At 71.6% G+C, this 15,948-nt stretch carries 14 protein-coding genes; 1 reads left to right on the forward strand and 13 read right to left on the reverse strand.

Annotated features, from left to right (window positions below; all coding sequences use genetic code 11):
- Nucleotides 1-42: 42 nt before the first annotated feature.
- The 6 genes from carB to pyrR form a co-directional block, all read right to left on the reverse strand.
- On the reverse strand, nucleotides 43-3,351 hold the full coding sequence (gene carB, locus ABD198_RS17175) for a carbamoyl-phosphate synthase large subunit (protein WP_344002121.1): 3,309 nt from the start codon (nucleotides 3,349-3,351) through the stop codon (nucleotides 43-45).
- Entirely contained in the window at nucleotides 3,344-4,498 is a 1,155-nt protein-coding gene (carA, locus tag ABD198_RS17180) for a glutamine-hydrolyzing carbamoyl-phosphate synthase small subunit (RefSeq protein ID WP_344002124.1), read from the reverse strand. Before carA ends, carB begins: the two co-directional genes overlap by 8 nt.
- Complete coding sequence (locus tag ABD198_RS17185; RefSeq protein WP_344002127.1) at nucleotides 4,495-5,064, reverse strand: PH-like domain-containing protein; 570 nt, start codon at nucleotides 5,062-5,064, stop codon at nucleotides 4,495-4,497. The genes carA and ABD198_RS17185 overlap by 4 nt, the downstream gene beginning before the upstream one ends.
- A complete protein-coding gene (locus ABD198_RS17190; RefSeq protein WP_344002130.1) occupies nucleotides 5,061-6,347 on the reverse strand; it encodes a dihydroorotase in 1,287 nt (428 codons plus the stop codon). The genes ABD198_RS17185 and ABD198_RS17190 overlap by 4 nt, the downstream gene beginning before the upstream one ends.
- A gap of 5 nt (nucleotides 6,348-6,352) precedes the next feature.
- Nucleotides 6,353-7,333 carry an aspartate carbamoyltransferase catalytic subunit gene (locus ABD198_RS17195; RefSeq protein WP_344002133.1) on the reverse strand — a complete coding sequence of 327 codons (981 nt, stop codon included), beginning with the start codon at nucleotides 7,331-7,333 and terminating at the stop codon, nucleotides 6,353-6,355.
- Nucleotides 7,334-7,477: 144 nt separating this feature from the next.
- Nucleotides 7,478-8,062: a bifunctional pyr operon transcriptional regulator/uracil phosphoribosyltransferase PyrR gene (gene pyrR, locus ABD198_RS17200; RefSeq protein WP_344002136.1), complete on the reverse strand. Its 585-nt coding sequence runs from the start codon at nucleotides 8,060-8,062 to the stop codon at nucleotides 7,478-7,480.
- A gap of 284 nt (nucleotides 8,063-8,346) precedes the next feature.
- Between pyrR and bldD the strand changes: the two genes are divergently transcribed.
- Nucleotides 8,347-8,850, forward strand: coding sequence for a transcriptional regulator BldD (gene bldD, locus ABD198_RS17205; RefSeq protein ID WP_020938842.1), 504 nt, complete (start codon nucleotides 8,347-8,349; stop codon nucleotides 8,848-8,850).
- A gap of 124 nt (nucleotides 8,851-8,974) precedes the next feature.
- Here the strand turns inward: bldD and nusB are convergent, their stop codons facing one another.
- From nusB to ABD198_RS17240, 7 genes are all read right to left on the reverse strand, one after another.
- Complete coding sequence (nusB, locus tag ABD198_RS17210) at nucleotides 8,975-9,406, reverse strand: transcription antitermination factor NusB (RefSeq protein ID WP_344002142.1); 432 nt, start codon at nucleotides 9,404-9,406, stop codon at nucleotides 8,975-8,977.
- Nucleotides 9,407-9,408: 2 nt separating this feature from the next.
- Entirely contained in the window at nucleotides 9,409-9,975 is a 567-nt protein-coding gene (gene efp / locus ABD198_RS17215; RefSeq protein ID WP_167990694.1) for an elongation factor P, read from the reverse strand.
- A 68-nt stretch (nucleotides 9,976-10,043) separates the two neighbouring features.
- Complete coding sequence (locus tag ABD198_RS17220) at nucleotides 10,044-11,159, reverse strand: aminopeptidase P family protein (RefSeq protein WP_344002146.1); 1,116 nt, start codon at nucleotides 11,157-11,159, stop codon at nucleotides 10,044-10,046.
- A gap of 420 nt (nucleotides 11,160-11,579) precedes the next feature.
- Nucleotides 11,580-12,428 carry a Pro-rich N-terminal domain-containing protein gene (locus ABD198_RS17225; RefSeq protein ID WP_344002149.1) on the reverse strand — a complete coding sequence of 283 codons (849 nt, stop codon included), beginning with the start codon at nucleotides 12,426-12,428 and terminating at the stop codon, nucleotides 11,580-11,582.
- A 149-nt stretch (nucleotides 12,429-12,577) separates the two neighbouring features.
- On the reverse strand, nucleotides 12,578-14,221 hold the full coding sequence (gene aroB / locus ABD198_RS17230; RefSeq protein ID WP_344002152.1) for a 3-dehydroquinate synthase: 1,644 nt from the start codon (nucleotides 14,219-14,221) through the stop codon (nucleotides 12,578-12,580).
- Nucleotides 14,218-15,402 (reverse strand): chorismate synthase, encoded by a 1,185-nt coding sequence (gene aroC, locus ABD198_RS17235; RefSeq protein ID WP_344002155.1) that lies wholly within the window; start codon nucleotides 15,400-15,402, stop codon nucleotides 14,218-14,220. Before aroC ends, aroB begins: the two co-directional genes overlap by 4 nt.
- 165 nt (nucleotides 15,403-15,567) lie before the next feature.
- Complete coding sequence (locus ABD198_RS17240; protein ID WP_344002158.1) at nucleotides 15,568-15,930, reverse strand: hypothetical protein; 363 nt, start codon at nucleotides 15,928-15,930, stop codon at nucleotides 15,568-15,570.
- Nucleotides 15,931-15,948: the final 18 nt, after the last annotated feature.

The following is a 15,948-nucleotide window of genomic DNA, read 5'->3' on the forward strand; positions in this document are numbered from 1 at the left end:
CACAACCGGACCGCGGCTGTGGACACGGCCTTTCGCGGAGCGCTAGTCGCGGGCCGCGATCAGGTGCTCGGCGTGCTCCTGCAGCGAGCGGACGCTGACCTCGCCGCGGTTCAGGGCGTCGATGCCCTGGACCGCCGCCGCCAGCGCCTGGACCGTCGTCAGGCAGGGCACCGAGCGGGCCACCGCCGCCGTGCGGATGTCGTAGCCGTCGAGGCGGCCGCCGGTGCCGTACGGGGTGTTGACGATCAGGTCGACCTCGCCGTCGTGGATGAGCTGCACAATGGTCCTCTCGCCGCCGGGGCCGGGGCCCTCGGAGTGCTTGCGCACCACCTTGGCGTTGATGCCGTTGCGCTTGAGCACCTCGGCCGTGCCGGAGGTCGCGAGCAGCTCGAACCCGTGCGCCACCAGCTCGCGCGCCGGGAAGATCATCGAGCGCTTGTCGCGGTTGGCGACCGAGATGAACGCCCGCCCCTTGGTCGGCAGCGGCCCGTAGGCGCCCGCCTGCGACTTGGCGTACGCCGTGCCGAAGACGTTGTCGATGCCCATGACCTCGCCGGTGGAGCGCATCTCCGGGCCGAGCACCGTGTCCACCCCGCGGCCGTGGATGTCCCGGAAGCGGGACCAGGGCATCACGGCCTCCTTGACGGAGATCGGCGCGTCCAGCGGCAGCTCGCCGCCGTCGCCCGTGGCCGGGAGCAGCCCCTCGGCGCGCAGCTCGGCGATGGTTTCGCCGAGCGAGATCCGGGCGGCGGCCTTGGCCAGCGGCACCGCGGTCGCCTTCGAGGTGAAGGGCACGGTGCGCGAGGCGCGCGGATTGGCCTCGAGGACGTAGAGGATGTCGCCGGCCATCGCGAACTGGATGTTGATCAGTCCGCGCACGCCGACGCCGCGGGCGATGGCCTCGGTGGAGGCGCGCAGCCGCTTGATGTCGAAGCCGCCGAGGGTGATCGGGGGCAGCGCGCACGCCGAGTCGCCGGAGTGGATGCCGGCCTCCTCGATGTGCTCCATGACGCCGCCGAGGTACAGCTCGTGGCCGTCGTAGAGCGCGTCGACGTCGATCTCGATGGCGTCGTCGAGGAACCGGTCGACCAGAACCGGCCGGGACGGGCTGATCTCGGTCGACTCGGCGATGTACGCCTCCAGCCGGGCCTCGTCGTAGACGATCTCCATGCCGCGTCCGCCCAGCACGTAGGAGGGCCTGACGAGGACCGGGTAGCCGATCTCGTCGGCGATGGCCTTGGCCTCGGCGAAGGTGGTCGCGGTGCCGTGCTTCGGGGCCGGCAGGCCGGCCTCCTTCAGGACCCGGCCGAAGGCGCCGCGGTCCTCTGCGGCGTGGATGGCCTCGGGCGGCGTGCCGACGATCGGCACGCCGTTGTCCTTGAGCGCCTGGGACAGGCCGAGCGGGGTCTGCCCGCCGAGCTGGACGATCACCCCGGCGACCGGTCCGGCCTGCTGCTCGGCGTGGACGATCTCCAGCACGTCCTCGAGCGTGAGCGGCTCGAAGTACAGGCGGTCGGAGGTGTCGTAGTCGGTGGAGACGGTCTCCGGGTTGCAGTTGACCATCACGGTCTCGTACCCGGCGTCGCTCAGCGCGAAGGAGGCGTGGACGCAGGAGTAGTCGAACTCGATGCCCTGGCCGATGCGGTTCGGGCCGGAGCCCAGGATGATCACGGCCGGCTTCTCGCGCGGTGCGACCTCGGTCTCCTCGTCGTAGGACGAGTAGAAGTACGGGGTCCGCGCGGCGAACTCGGCGGCACAGGTGTCGACCGTCTTGTAGACCGGGCGGATGCCGAGGGCGTGCCGTACCTCGCGGACCACGTCCTCGCGCAGGCCGCGGATCCCGGCGATCTGCTGGTCGGAGAAGCCGTGCCGCTTGGCCTCGGCGAGCAGCTCGGGGGTGAGCTCGGGCGCCTCGGCGAGCTCGTCGGCGATCTCCTTGATCAGGAAGAGCTGGTCGACGAACCAGGGGTCGATCCTGGTGTGCTCGAAGATCTCCTCGGGGGTGGCGCCGGCGCGGATGGCCTGCATCACGGTGTTGATGCGGCCGTCGGTCGGGCGCACGCACTCCCGGAGCAGCTCGTCCTTGTCGCCGGGGTCGCCGGTGAAGGTGAACTGGCTGCCCTTCTTCTCCAGCGAGCGCAGCGCCTTCTGGAAGGCCTCGGTGAAGTTGCGGCCGATGGCCATGGCCTCGCCGACCGACTTCATGGTGGTGGTCAGCGTGGAGTCGGCGCTGGGGAACTTCTCGAAGGCGAAGCGGGGCGCCTTGACGACCACGTAGTCCAGGGTCGGCTCGAAGGAGGCCGGGGTCTCCTGGGTGATGTCGTTGGGGATCTCGTCGAGGGTGTAGCCGACGGCGAGCTTGGCGGCGATCTTGGCGATGGGGAAGCCGGTCGCCTTGGAGGCGAGCGCCGAGGAGCGCGACACGCGCGGGTTCATCTCGATCACGATGACGCGGCCGTCGGCCGGGTTCACCGCGAACTGGATGTTGCAGCCGCCGGTGTCGACGCCGACCTCGCGGATCACGGCGATGCCGATGTCGCGCAGGATCTGGTACTCGCGGTCGGTGAGGGTCATCGCCGGCGCCACGGTGATCGAGTCACCGGTGTGCACGCCCATGGGGTCGAAGTTCTCGATGGAGCAGACGACCACCACGTTGTCGTGCTTGTCGCGCATCAGCTCCAGCTCGTACTCCTTCCAGCCGAGGATGGACTCCTCCAGGAGCACCTCGGTGGTCGGCGACAGGGCGAGGCCCTGGCCGGCGATGCGGCGCAGCTCCTCCTCGTCGTGCGCGAAGCCGGAGCCGGCGCCGCCCATGGTGAAGGAGGGCCGGACGACGACCGGGTAGCCGCCGAGCTCCTCGACGCCCTTGAGGACGTCGTCCATGGAGTGGCAGATGCAGGAGCGGGCGGACTCGCCGTGGCCGGTCTTCCTGCGGACCGCCTCGACGACCTCCTTGAACTCGTCGCGGTCCTCGCCCTTGCGGATCGCCGCCACATTGGCGCCGATCAGCTCGACGCCGTACTTCTCCAGGACGCCGTTCTCGTGGAGGGAGATCGCGGTGTTCAGGGCCGTCTGGCCGCCCAGGGTGGGCAGCAGGGCGTCGGGACGCTCCTTGGCGATGATCTTCTCGACGAACTCGGGGGTGATCGGCTCGACGTAGGTGGCGTCGGCGATCTCCGGGTCGGTCATGATCGTCGCCGGGTTGGAGTTGACCAGAATGACGCGCAGGCCCTCGGCCTTGAGCACCCGGCACGCCTGGGTGCCGGAGTAGTCGAACTCGGCGGCCTGGCCGATGACGATCGGGCCGGAGCCGATGACCAGGACGGACTGGATATCGGTGCGCTTAGGCACGCTGGCCCTCCATCAGGTTGACGAAGCGGTCGAACAGGTAGGCGGCGTCGTGCGGGCCCGCTGCCGCTTCGGGGTGGTACTGGACGCTGAAGGCCGGCTTGTCGAGCAGCCTGAGGCCCTCCACCACGTTGTCGTTGAGGCAGACGTGGGAGACCTCCACGCGGCCGTAGGGGGTCTCGGAGACCTTGTCGAGCGGGGCGTCGACGGCGAAGCCGTGGTTGTGCGCGGTGACCTCGACCTTGCCGGTGGTGCGGTCCTGCACGGGCTGGTTGATGCCGCGGTGGCCGTACTTCAGCTTGTAGGTGCCGAAGCCGAGGGCGCGGCCGAGGATCTGGTTGCCGAAGCAGATGCCGAACAGCGGGGTGCCGCGCTCCAGCACGGCCTGCATGACCGCGACGGGGTGGTCGGCGGTGGCCGGGTCGCCGGGGCCGTTGGAGAAGAACACACCGTCCGGATTGACGGCGTAGACGTCCTCGACGCTCGCCGTGGCGGGCAGCACGTGCACCTCGATGCCGCGCTCGGCCATGCGGTGCGGGGTCATGCCCTTGATGCCGAGGTCGACGGCGGCGACGGTGAACTTCTTCTCGCCGATCGCGGGCACCACGTACGGCTCGGTGGTGGAGACCTCGGCGGAGAGGTCGGCGCCCTTCATCTCGGGGGCCTGGCGCACCTCGGCGAGCATGGTGCCCGCGTCGGGCAGCGCCTCGCCGGAGAAGATGCCGACGCGCATGGCGCCGCGCTCGCGCAGATGGCGGGTGAGGGCGCGGGTGTCGATGCCGCAGATGCCGACGACGCCCTGGGCGCGCAGCTCGTCGTCGAGGGTGCGGCGGGAGCGCCAGCTGGAGGGCACGCGTGCGGGGTCGCGCACGACATAGCCGGAGACCCAGATCTTCCGGGACTCCATGTCCTCGTCGTTGACCCCGGTGTTGCCGATGTGCGGGGCGGTCATCACGACCACCTGGCGGTGGTAGGAGGGGTCGGTGAGGGTCTCCTGGTAGCCGGTCATCCCGGTGGAGAACACGGCTTCGCCGAAGGTCACCCCCACGGCCCCGTAGGCACGGCCGCGGAACATCCGGCCGTCCTCGAGGACGAGTACGGCGGGAGCAGTGTGCCTGTGCGAGGCCGCTCCCCTGGTGGAGGTCGTCATCGTTCGGCGCCTTCCGTGCTGTTGTTCTCGGTCATGGAGTTGAGGGTGTCGACCCACTCGGTGTGCTCGGCGGCGTGGTCGGAGCGGAAGCCGGAGTCGATCAGCCGCTCGCCGTGCTCCCAGGTCACCACCAGCAGGCCGCCCTCGGTGAGGACCTTGCCGGCGATGCCCTTGTCGAGCCGGGCGCCGCGCAGCGCGTGAGCAGGGATGAAGAAGTCCTGCGCGCCGGGGCGCACGACGTCCAGTCCCGCGTCGGTGAGCGTGAGCTCGGCCCGGCTCCGGGTGCCCAGGCCGTGCGCCACGATGCGGTCGAGCCACTGCCCCGCGGTGGTGGAGCCGTGATAGCGGCCGCTCATGCTCAGTCTGGCCGGACCGGGCTCGTCCGGCGCGCTGTGCAGCTCCGGCAGGTCGCTCTGGAGCGTGCCGCGCCACTTCCAGCCCTCGCGCATCAGCCAGTAGACGAGCGCGACGAACAGGGCGAGGCCGACGACCCAGCCGATGCGGGCGGCCCAGTCGGTCACTTCCGCCGATTCCTTCTCGGCGGCCAGCAGGATCAGAGGTGTCACGTGAGCTTCCCGTCGACGAGCGTGGCCTTGCCCCGCAGCCAGGTGTGGGTGACACGGCCCGGCAGCTCACGTCCCTCGTAGGGGGTGTTGCGGCTGCGTGAGGCGAAGCCCGCGGGGTCCACCGGGCCACGGTAGGCGGTGTCGACGAGGGTGAGGTTGGCCGGCTCACCTGCCGAGACGGGCCGGCCATGGCCCCCGGCCCGTCCGATGCGCGCGGGCGTGAAGGACATGCGGTCGGCGACGCCGGCCCAGTCCAGCAGGCCGGTGTCGACCATGGTCTCCTGGACCACCGACAGCGCGGTCTCCAGGCCGACCATGCCCATGGCGGCCGCGGCCCACTCGCAGTCCTTGTCCTCGTGCGGGTGCGGGGCGTGGTCGGTGGCGACGATGTCGATGGTGCCGTCGGCGAGCGCCTCGCGCAGCGCCATCACGTCGCGCTCGGTGCGCAGCGGCGGGTTGACCTTGTAGACCGGGTTGTAGGTGCGCACCAGCTCGTCGGTGAGCAGCAGGTGGTGCGGGGTGACCTCGGCGGTGACGTCGATGCCGCGGGACTTGGCCCAGCGGACGATCTCCACGGACCCGGCGGTCGACAGGTGGCAGATGTGCACGCGGGAGCCGACGTGGTCGGCGAGCAGCACGTCCCGGGCGATGATCGACTCCTCGGCCACGGCCGGCCAGCCGCCGAGGCCCAGCTCGGCGGAGACGACGCCCTCGTTCATCTGGGCGCCCTCGGTGAGCCGGGGCTCCTGCGCGTGCTGGGCGATCACCCCGCCGAAGGCCTTCACGTACTCCAGGGCGCGCCGCATGATCACGGCGTCGTGGACGCACTTGCCGTCGTCGGAGAAGACGGTGACCGCGGCCGCCGACTCGTGCATGGCGCCCAGCTCGGCGAGCTTCTGGCCCTCCAGGCCGACGGTGACGGCGCCGATCGGCTGCACGTCGCAGTAGCCGTGCTCCTTGCCGAGCCGCCACACCTGCTCGACCACGCCGGCGGTGTCCGCGACGGGGAAGGTGTTGGCCATGGCGAACACGGAGGTGTAGCCGCCGCTGGCGGCGGCGCGGGTGCCGGTGAGGACCGTCTCGGAGTCCTCGCGGCCGGGCTCGCGCAGATGGGTGTGCAGGTCGACCAGGCCGGGGAGCAGCACCTTGCCGCCGGCCTCGACGACCTCGGCGCCCTCGGCGGACAGCCCGGTGCCGACCTCGGCGATGGTCTCGCCGTCGATCAGGACGTCCCGCGCCTCGCCGCCGAGCACCTTCGCACCACGGATCAGGGTCTTGCTCATCTGTCTTACTTCTCCTCGGTGGTACGGGCGGGGGTGACGGCGGGCTCGTTGCCGCCCAGCAGCAGGTAGAGGACGGCCATCCGGATGGAGACACCGTTGGTGACCTGCTCGGTCACGGTGCAGCGGGGGGAGTCGGCGACCTCGGCGGTGATCTCCATGCCGCGCACCATCGGGCCGGGGTGCATCACGACGGCGTGCTCGGGCATCCGCGCCATGCGGTCGCCGTTCAGGCCGTAGCGGCGGGAGTACTCGCGCTCGGTGGGGAAGAACGCGGCGTTCATCCGCTCGCGCTGGACGCGCAGCATCATCACGGCGTCCGACTTGGGCAGCGTGGAGTCGAGGTCGTAGGAGACCTCGCAGGGCCAGGTGTCGACGCCGACCGGCAGCAGGGTGGGCGGGGCGACCAGGGTGACCTCGGCGCCGAGGGTGTGCAGCAGGTCGACGTTGGAGCGGGCGACCCGGCTGTGCAGGACGTCGCCGACGATGGTGATGCGCCGGCCGGAGAGGTCCTGGCCGATCCCGGCGTCCGGGCCGATCAGGCGGCGCCGCATGGTGAAGGCGTCGAGCAGCGCCTGGGTGGGGTGCTGGTGGGTGCCGTCGCCGGCGTTGATGACATGGGCGTCGATCCAGCCGGAGGTGGCCAGGCGGTAGGGGGCGCCGGAGGCTCCGTGCCGGATGACCACGGCGTCGACGCCCATCGCCTCCAGGGTCCGGGCGGTGTCCTTGAGCGACTCGCCCTTGGAGACGCTGGAGCCCTTGGCGGAGAAGTTGATGACGTCGGCGGACAGCCGCTTCTCGGCGGCCTCGAAGGAGATCCGGGTTCGGGTGGAGTCCTCGAAGAAGAGGTTGACCACGGTGCGGCCGCGCAGGGTGGGCAGTTTCTTGATGGGCCGGTCCGCGACCCGGGCCATCTCCTCGGCGGTGTCGAGGATCAGGACGGCGTCGTCGCGGGTGAGGTCGGCGGCCGAGATGAGATGACGCTGCATCTGTCAGGCTCCGTAAGGCAGTTCATTCGGGAGATTCGGGAAGAACCGGGGCAGAACCAGGGCAGTACCGGGCCTGGGCGGGCAGCCGGGCGGGCGTGCGCGGGCGCACTTGGACACGCGTGGCCGGCTCTGCTGTTCTGCTGGCTACTGACCGGTCCGCTTGGCACCGAGCAGCACGGTGTCGCGACCGTCCTCCTCGGCGAGCTGGACCTTGACCGTCTCCCGCAGCGACGTGGGGAGGTTCTTGCCGACGTAGTCGGCGCGGATGGGCAGTTCACGGTGGCCGCGGTCGACGAGCACGGCGAGCTGCACCGCGCGGGGGCGGCCGATGTCGTTGAGCGCGTCGAGGGCGGCGCGGATGGTGCGGCCGGAGAAGAGCACGTCGTCGACGAGGACGACCAGACGGCCGTCGATGCCGTCACCGGGGATGTCGGTGCGGGCCAGCGCACGCGGCGGGTGCATGCGCAGGTCGTCGCGGTACATGGTGATGTCGAGCGAGCCGACCGGGACCTTGCGCTCGGTGATCTGCTCGAGCTTGGCGGCGAGCCGCTGGGCGAGGAAGACGCCGCGGGTGGGGATGCCGAGGAGCACCACGTCGTCGGCACCCTTGGCGCGTTCGACGATCTCGTGGGCGATGCGGGTCAGGACGCGCGCGATGTCAGGAGCCTCGAGTACGGCTCGTGCGTCGGCGGGTTGCGCGTCGGACGGCGGGTCCTGCTGCTTGTCCATTCTAAACGGACCTCCTTCTCCGCCTCACGGGACGGACCTTAAAGGACGTCGGGATTGCGTCACCCACCGTATCAGGTCGCCCCGAAACCCCCGGCGGCCCCCTGGTCACTCCCGGAGGCGGCCGCGATCACCCGTTCGGCGTAAGCGATCTTCGTTAGCACGGAAGAGTCGGTGTGGACCATTCGGCTTGACGCGCGAGAGTAACTCTGCGTAACCTCACAGTGAGTTACCAGCTGCGCGGCAGGAACCCCTCCCGCCGCGTCGACCCAGTGCCGGGGAGCTATATGTCCAGCGAATACGCCAAACAGCTCGGGGCGAAGCTCCGGGCGATCCGCACCCAGCAGGGCCTTTCCCTCCACGGCGTGGAGGAGAAGTCCCAGGGACGCTGGAAGGCGGTCGTGGTCGGTTCGTACGAGCGCGGCGACCGCGCGGTGACCGTTCAGCGCCTTGCGGAGCTGGCGGACTTCTACGGCGTCCCGGTGCAGGAGCTGCTGCCGGGCACGACCCCTGGCGGTGCCGCCGAGCCGCCGCCGAAACTGGTCCTCGACCTGGAGCGGCTGGCCACGGTGCCGGCCGAGAAGGCGGGCCCGCTGCAGCGCTACGCGGCGACGATCCAGTCCCAGCGCGGCGACTACAACGGCAAGGTGCTCTCGATCCGCCAGGACGACCTGCGCACCCTCGCCGTCATCTACGACCAGTCGCCCTCGGTCCTCACCGAGCAGCTGATCAGCTGGGGCGTCCTGGACGCGGACGCGCGTCGCGCGGTGGCCACGCACGAGGACGCGTAAGTCGTCGCGGGCCTGAGCAGAAACGTGCCGCCGGGGTGGGCGGAACCGATCGGTTCCGCCCACCCCGGCGGCTTTGTCGTGATCGTGCGCGGTGCGCCTGCGGTGCCTGGTGCTGCGGTGCCGCTCAGGCCTCGCGGCGCAGCGACGGCTTCAGCTCCTTCAGCCGGCCGAGCAGGCCGTTGATGAACGAGGGCGACTCCTCGGTGGAGAACTCCTTGGCGAGCTGCACCATCTCGTCCAGCACCACCGCGTCCGGCGTCTCGTCGACCCAGATCAGCTCGTAGGCGCCGAGACGGAGGATGTTGCGGTCCACCACCGGCATCCGGTCCAGCGTCCAGCCGACCGCGTACTGCGAGATCAGCTCGTCGATCCGCTTCGCGTGGTCCGCGTAGCCCTCGACGAGCTGCATCGTGTACTCGCTGACCGGCGGCTGCCGGGGGTCGGTGCGCGAGTGCCGGACCCAGTCGGCGAGCACGGTCAGGACGTCGGCGCCCCGCTGGTCGCCCTCGAAGAGGATCTGGAAGGCACGCTTGCGGGCCGTGTTGCGGGCAGCCACGGTTAGCTGTTCACCCGGCCGAGGTAGTCGCTGGTACGGGTGTCGACCTTGATCTTCTCACCGGTGGTGATGAAGAGCGGGACCTGGATCTGGTGGCCGGTCTCCAGCGTCGCGGGCTTGGTGCCACCGGTGGAGCGGTCGCCCTGGACGCCGGGCTCGGTCTCGGCGACGGTCAGCTCGACGGCGGCCGGGAGCTCGACGAAGAGCACCTCGCCGTCGTGCTGGGCGACGGTGGCCTCGAATCCCTCGACGAGGAAGTTGGCGGCGTCGCCGACGACCTTGCGGTCCACGTGCAGCTGGTCGTAGGTCTCCATGTCCATGAAGACGAAGTAGTCGCCGTCCATGTAGGAGAACTGCATGTCACGCTTGTCGACGGTGGCCGTTTCGACCTTGACACCGGCGTTGAAGGTCTTGTCGACGATCTTGCCGGAAAGCACGTTCTTCAGCTTGGTGCGCACGAAGGCCGGGCCCTTGCCGGGCTTGACGTGCTGGAACTCGACGACGGACCAGAGCTGGCCGCCTTCGAGCTTGAGCACCATGCCGTTCTTGAGGTCGTTCGTGGAAGCCACGGTTGAGGATTCTCCTGGACTGGACTGACGTGGACGACCCCGGGGCGGACATGCGCACAGCGTGAGGGCTAGAGCGCGAGCAGCTCCTTGGTCGTAATGGTGAGTAGCTCGGGTCCGCCATCCGCCTCGGGGCGGACGACGAGCGTGTCATCGATCCGGACACCGCCCCGGCCCGGGAGGTGGACCCCCGGTTCGACGGTGACCGGCACGCAAGCGTCCAGTTTACCCATGGCCGACGGGGCCAGCTGAGGGTCCTCGTCGATTTCGAGTCCCACACCATGACCGGTCAGCGGCTGGAGGGCGTCGGCGTAGCCCGCGGAGTCCAGTACCTGGCGGGCGGCGTGGTCCACGTCGCGGCAGGCCGCGCCGGGCACCAGGGACTCCCGGCCGGCGCGCTGGGCGGCGAAGACGAGGTCGTAGAGCTCGATCTGCCAGTCGGCGGGCGCGGTGCCGATGACGAATGTGCGGCCGATCGCGCAGCGGTAGCCGCGGTAGGTGGCGCCCAGGCAGACGGAGAGGAAGTCGCCCTCCTCGACGCGGCGGTCGGTGGGGCGGTGGCCGCGGCGGCCGGCGTTGGGGCCGGTGCCGACGGAGGTGGGGAACGCGGGGCCGTCGGCGCCGTGGTCGACGAGGCGGCGCTCCAGCTCCAGGGCGAGGTGGCGTTCGGTGCGGCCGACGAGGATGGATTCCAGGAGCTCGCCGAGGGCCTGGTCGGCGATCTCGGCGCCGATGCGGAGGCAGGAGATCTCCTCCTCGTCCTTGACGACCCTGAGCTGCTCGACGGCGCCGCCGATGTCGGCGAGGCGGAGGGTGGGGGCGGCGGAGCGGATGGCGCGGTGGCGGCTGACGGTGAGGTGGTGCTCCTCTACGGCGAGGGAGTCGGCGCCCTGGGAGGCCGCGAGGGCGGCGGCTGTCAGGGCGGGGTCGGCGTTGGCGCCGGGGGCGAGGCGGACGGGGAGGTTCTCGTCGGGGCGGGACCCGGGGGTGCCGGGGGCACGGTCGTCTGGTGTGCCGGGGCAGACGAGGACGTCGTCGGTACGGCCCAGCAGGAGGACGGCGCCCTCGGGGGCGGGGCCGGCGAGGTAGCGCACATTGGCGGGCCGGGACACCAGCGCCGCCGCGCTGCCGCCCGCGTTGCAGCATTCCCGGAGCCGGGTACGGCGGACCGCGTACACCTCTGACATGCACCGAGCGTATGAGCTCCGACCGAATGTCGCCGTTCGAGCGGGGCCGAGTGGGGGGGGCGGGGGGCGGGGGGCGCGGGGCGCGGGGCGCGGGTGTGACGGGTCGGTGGTGGGTCGGGGGTGCGGCGGCGTGACCGAGGGGGCCGCAGTCGCGCCCCTCCCTGCGCGGCCACAGGCACCCGGCGTGGGGCTCTGGTAAGCGGCCCCCTCCGCCCCACCACCACACCCCCTCACGCCGTACACAGCCTGCGGGTCCATCCCGGCTTCGCCACCCACGCAGCTGCGGGCAGTCGTGCCGCTGGGGCGATGGGGGTCCCCCTGCTCGAGCGAAGCCGAGAGTGGGGGAGGGTGGGCGCAGCGGCAGCCCGCCAGCGCCGGTGAGCGCCACCTACCCCCGGCCGGCACCTGCACCGGGTGCCGTTACCACTTGAGGGGACTGGCGATGGCCCTCGCCAGGACCTCGTCCAGGACTTTGGCCGTTTCCGGAATATCCATCTGCGAGTTGTCGATGATCGGCAGACCCGAGCCGTACCAGCCGGCCATGCGGCCGTGGATGCGGGCAACCTCCTCGTCGCTCAGCCGGCGGTTGCCCGTGCGCTCCGCGTTGCGTTCGAGGACGATCTCCAGTCCGGGGAGAAGGACGACCGGGAGCAGCCCGGGGCCCACGTGCCGCTTCCAGCCGCCGAGGCCCACGACCGGGCGGTCGGGAAACACCGCGTCGTCGAGGATGCAGGAGATCCCGTTGGCCAGGAAGTTGCGCGCCGCGAAGCCGCAGGTGCGCCGGGCCAGTCGGTACTGGGCCTCGGAGTTGTCGTTCCACCCGGCCTGCGGATCGGCGAAGCCGGAGCGGACCCATTCGCGCACATCGTCCAGGCTGATGTGGGCGGTGGGGACGCGCCGGTGGTCGGCCCAGTACTTGGCCACGCTCGTCTTGCCCGCACCGGCGGGGCCTATGAGCAGCACCGCGATGGTGGTGGCGGTCGGGTCGGGCGGCGCGGTGGCCTGGGGCGGGTTCGGTACGGCGACGGGACCGCCCGGGGGCAGCGGCACATGGCCGGTGGTGTCGGGCGGCGGCGCCGAGGGGTGCTGGGCGCCCCCGGGGGGTGGCGGCGGAGGCACGGGATAGCCGCCCGGCGCCTGTGGCGGCGCGGGCATGGGTGCGGGCCCTTGGTGCGGACCCGGGTGGTGTGCGGCCGGTGACCAGCCGGTGGCCGGTCCCTGCCCCGGCTGATGGGGCGGCGGCAGCGGAGAACCCACTGCATGCTGCATCCGGTGCCACTCCGTCTCGTACAGGCGTTGGGGCGCTGACAGCAGGGGGTGACCCCGCTGCGTACCGAACGGTACCGCCCCCGGTCGTCACGGTGTGAACGGGCGAGGGCGGCCCTGAGTGCCCGTCATGCCGGGCTGATCGGGGTCGATTACTCGCCGACCTCGCCGTATGCGGCGAGCAGGACGGCCGGGTCGGGACCCTCCAGCACCGTGGGCTTGGCGAGGCCGTCCAGGACGATGAAGCGCAGCAGGTCCCCGCGGGACTTCTTGTCGACCTTCATCGTCTCCAGCAGCTTGGGCCACTGGTCGTAGCGGTAGTGCAGCGGCAGGCCCACCGCTTCGAGGATCGTGCGGTGGCGGTCGGCCGTGGCGTCGTCCAGGCGGCCGGCCAGGCGGCCGAGTTCGGCGGCGAAGTGCATGCCGACGGACACGGCGGCGCCGTGGCGCCACTTGTAGCGCTCGTTCTTCTCGATGGCGTGGCCCAGGGTGTGGCCGTAGTTGAGGATCTCGCGCAGGCCGGACTCCTTCAGGTCGGAGGAGACCACCTCGGCCTTCACCCGGATCGAGCGTTCGATGAGCTCGGCGGTGTGCGGGCCGGCGGGGGTGCGCGCGGCCTGCGGGTCGGACTCGATGAGGTCGAGGATCACCGGGTCGGCGATGAAGCCGGCCTTGATGACCTCGGCGAGCCCGGAGACGTAGTCGTTGACCGAGAGGGAGTCGAGGGCGGCGAGGTCGCACAGGACGCCGGCGGGCGGGTGGAAGGCGCCGACGAGGTTCTTGCCCTCGGCGGTGTTGATGCCCGTCTTGCCGCCGACGGCCGCGTCCACCATGGCGAGGACCGTGGTGGGGACGGCGATCCAGCGGACGCCGCGCAGCCAGGTCGCCGCGACGAAGCCGGCGAGATCGGTGGTGGCGCCGCCGCCGACGCCGACGATGACGTCGGTGCGGGTGAAGCCGGACTGGCCGAGCGCCTTCCAGCAGTAGGCGGCGACCTCGGCGGTCTTGGCCTCCTCGGCGTTGGGCACCTGGACGGCGATGGTCTCGTAGCCCTGTTCGGCCAGGTCGGCGCGGAGCGCCTCGCCGGTCTCGGCGAGCGCCTCGGGGTGGATGACGGCGACCCGCTTGGCCTTGGTGCCGATCAGTCCGGCCAGCTCGCCGAGGAGTTGACGGCCGACCAGGACGTCATAGGGTTCGGTGCCCGCCGTGCCGCCGACGTGGATCCGGGTGACGGGGGCTGGCATGGCTTCCTCCTGCCGGGGCCCGGGGGTCGCTCCCCCGGTGGGTGCGGGCAACTGCAGTGCGTCCAGGACGGCTTGGGCGACCTCGTCGGGGGTGCGGCCGTCGGTGGGGACGACGGCCGTGGCGACCTCCTCGTACAGGTGCCGCCTGGCCTCCATCAGTTCGCGCCACTGCTTGCGCGGGTTGACCGCGAGCAGGGGGCGGGCGGCGTTGAGGCCGGTGCGCTTGACCGCCTCCTCGACGTCCATGGAGAGGTAGACGACCCGCAGCGGGGCGAGGAGCGCGCGGGTACCGGCGTCCAGGACGGCGCCGCCGCCGAGCGCGAGGACGCCCTCGTGCTCGGCGACGGCGGTGCGCACCGCCTGCTTCTCCAGGGCGCGGAAGGCGGGCTCGCCGTCGTCGACGAAGATGTCGGAGATGGAGCGGCCCTCGGCGGCGACCACGTCGTCGTCGGTGTCCCGGAAGCCGGTGCCCAGCCGCTCGGCGAGGATGCGCCCGACGGTGGACTTGCCCACGCCCATCGGGCCGACCAGCACGATCAGCGGTGCGCTCATCGGATGGCCAGGTTGTCGAGGTAGGAGCGCACGTTGCGGCGGGTCTCGGTGACGCTGTCGCCGCCGAACTTCTCCGCGACCGCGTCCGCGAGGACCAGCGCCACCATGGCCTCGGCCACGATGCCGGCCGCGGGGACGGCGGAGACGTCGGAGCGCTGGTGGTGCGCCTGCGCCGGCTCGCCGGTGGTGACGTCCACCGTCCTCAGGGCGCGCGGGACGGTGGCGATCGGCTTCATCGCCGCGCGGACGCGCAGCAGCTCGCCGGTGGACAGCCCGCCCTCGGTGCCGCCGGAGCGGCCGGAGACCCGCCGGATGCCCTCGGGCGTGCTGACGATCTCGTCGTGCGCCTTGGAGCCGGGGACGCGGGCGAGTTCGAAGCCGTCGCCGATCTCGACGCCCTTGATGGCCTGGATGCCCATGAGCGCCCCGGCAAGCCGGGCGTCCAGCTTGCGGTCCCAGTGGACGTGCGAGCCGAGGCCCACGGGGACGCCGTAGGCCAGCACCTCGACCACGCCGCCGAGCGTGTCGCCGTCCTTGTGCGCCTGGTCGACCTCGGCGACCATCGCCTTCGAGGTGTCCGCGTCCAGGCAGCGCAGCGGGTCGGCGTCGAGCTTCTCGACGTCGGCCGGGGTGGGGTAGACGCCCTGCGGTGCCTTGACCGAGCACAGCTCGACCACATGGGAGACGATCTCGATGCCGGTCGTCTCCTTCAGGTACGAGCGGGCGACCGCGCCCAGCGCGACCCGGGCCGCCGTCTCACGGGCGGAGGCGCGCTCCAGCACCGGACGGGCCTCGTCGAAGCCGTACTTCTGCATGCCCGCCAGATCGGCGTGGCCGGGCCGGGGGCGGGTCAGCGGCGCGTTGCGCGCGAGGCCGGCCAGCACCTCCGGGTCCACCGGGTCGGCCGCCATGACCTGCTCCCACTTGGGCCACTCGGTGTTGCCGACCATGATCGCGACCGGGGAGCCGAGGGTCAGCCCGTGCCGGACGCCGCCGAGGAAGGTCACCTCGTCGCGCTCGAACTTCATCCGGGCACCGCGACCGTAGCCCAGCCGCCGCCTCGCGAGATGGTCCGCCACCATGTCCGTGGTGATCGGCACGCCGGCGGGAAGACCCTCCAGCGTCGCGACGAGTGCGGGACCGTGGGACTCTCCCGCGGTCAGCCAGCGCAACCTGCTCAACGGTGCTCCTCAGTGCTCGCGCCCGGTGTACTGCCCTGCGCACGCGCGTCCTCGCGTGCGGCTGTGGCGTGAACGGGGTGCGCGCTGCCCCGGCCCGCCACCTCCGATCCTCCCACGTCCGGGCCGGGTGCCCGGTCGTCGGTCCATCAGACGGACGCCCGCGCGTCAGCCGTCCTGCGGGTGCCGCCGCGGAGCGTAGGCGCCGAGGAAGTCCGCCCCGCTCTGCCGCTGGACGGGCGCGGGCGGCGCGGGCTGCGCGTTCTGCGGGGCGTACGGGCCGAGGTGATCGGCGCCCCGGCCCTGGCCGGGCTGAGCGGCGGCGGGGACCGGCTGTCCGGAGCGGGCGGCGCGGGCGGCGCGCCGCTGGGCGATCTTGCGCTTGATCTTCAGGCCCCAGTAGACGAGGACGGCGAGCGCCAGCAGGGCGTACACCGTGATCTGCACCCAGTCGGGCAGGAAGCCCAGCAGTGACTCGACGATCTGGGTCTTCCAACTGGCCAGTTCGATGCCGGTGGACCCGGTGGACATGGACGTCGCTCCCCTCCC

This window comes from Streptomyces thermocarboxydovorans, assembly GCF_039524635.1.
Classification (GTDB): Bacteria; Actinomycetota; Actinomycetes; order Streptomycetales; family Streptomycetaceae; genus Streptomyces; species Streptomyces thermocarboxydovorans.

Bases quoted from the DNA above. Each gene is read 5' to 3' on its own strand.
- ABD198_RS17240 (WP_344002158.1), bottom strand. From the start codon at position 15,930: ATGTCCACCGGGTCCACCGGCATCGAACTGGCCAGTTGGAAGACCCAG.
- pyrR (WP_344002136.1), bottom strand. From the start codon at position 8,062: ATGGACAAGCAGCAGGACCCGCCGTCCGACGCGCAACCCGCCGACGCA.
- bldD (WP_020938842.1), top strand. From the start codon at position 8,347: ATGTCCAGCGAATACGCCAAACAGCTCGGGGCGAAGCTCCGGGCGATC.
- aroB (WP_344002152.1), bottom strand. From the start codon at position 14,221: ATGAGCGCACCGCTGATCGTGCTGGTCGGCCCGATGGGCGTGGGCAAG.
- ABD198_RS17225 (WP_344002149.1), bottom strand. From the start codon at position 12,428: ATGCAGCATGCAGTGGGTTCTCCGCTGCCGCCGCCCCATCAGCCGGGG.
- ABD198_RS17195 (WP_344002133.1), bottom strand. From the start codon at position 7,333: ATGCAGCGTCATCTCATCTCGGCCGCCGACCTCACCCGCGACGACGCC.
- ABD198_RS17190 (WP_344002130.1), bottom strand. From the start codon at position 6,347: ATGAGCAAGACCCTGATCCGTGGTGCGAAGGTGCTCGGCGGCGAGGCG.
- ABD198_RS17220 (WP_344002146.1), bottom strand. From the start codon at position 11,159: ATGTCAGAGGTGTACGCGGTCCGCCGTACCCGGCTCCGGGAATGCTGC.
- carA (WP_344002124.1), bottom strand. From the start codon at position 4,498: ATGACGACCTCCACCAGGGGAGCGGCCTCGCACAGGCACACTGCTCCC.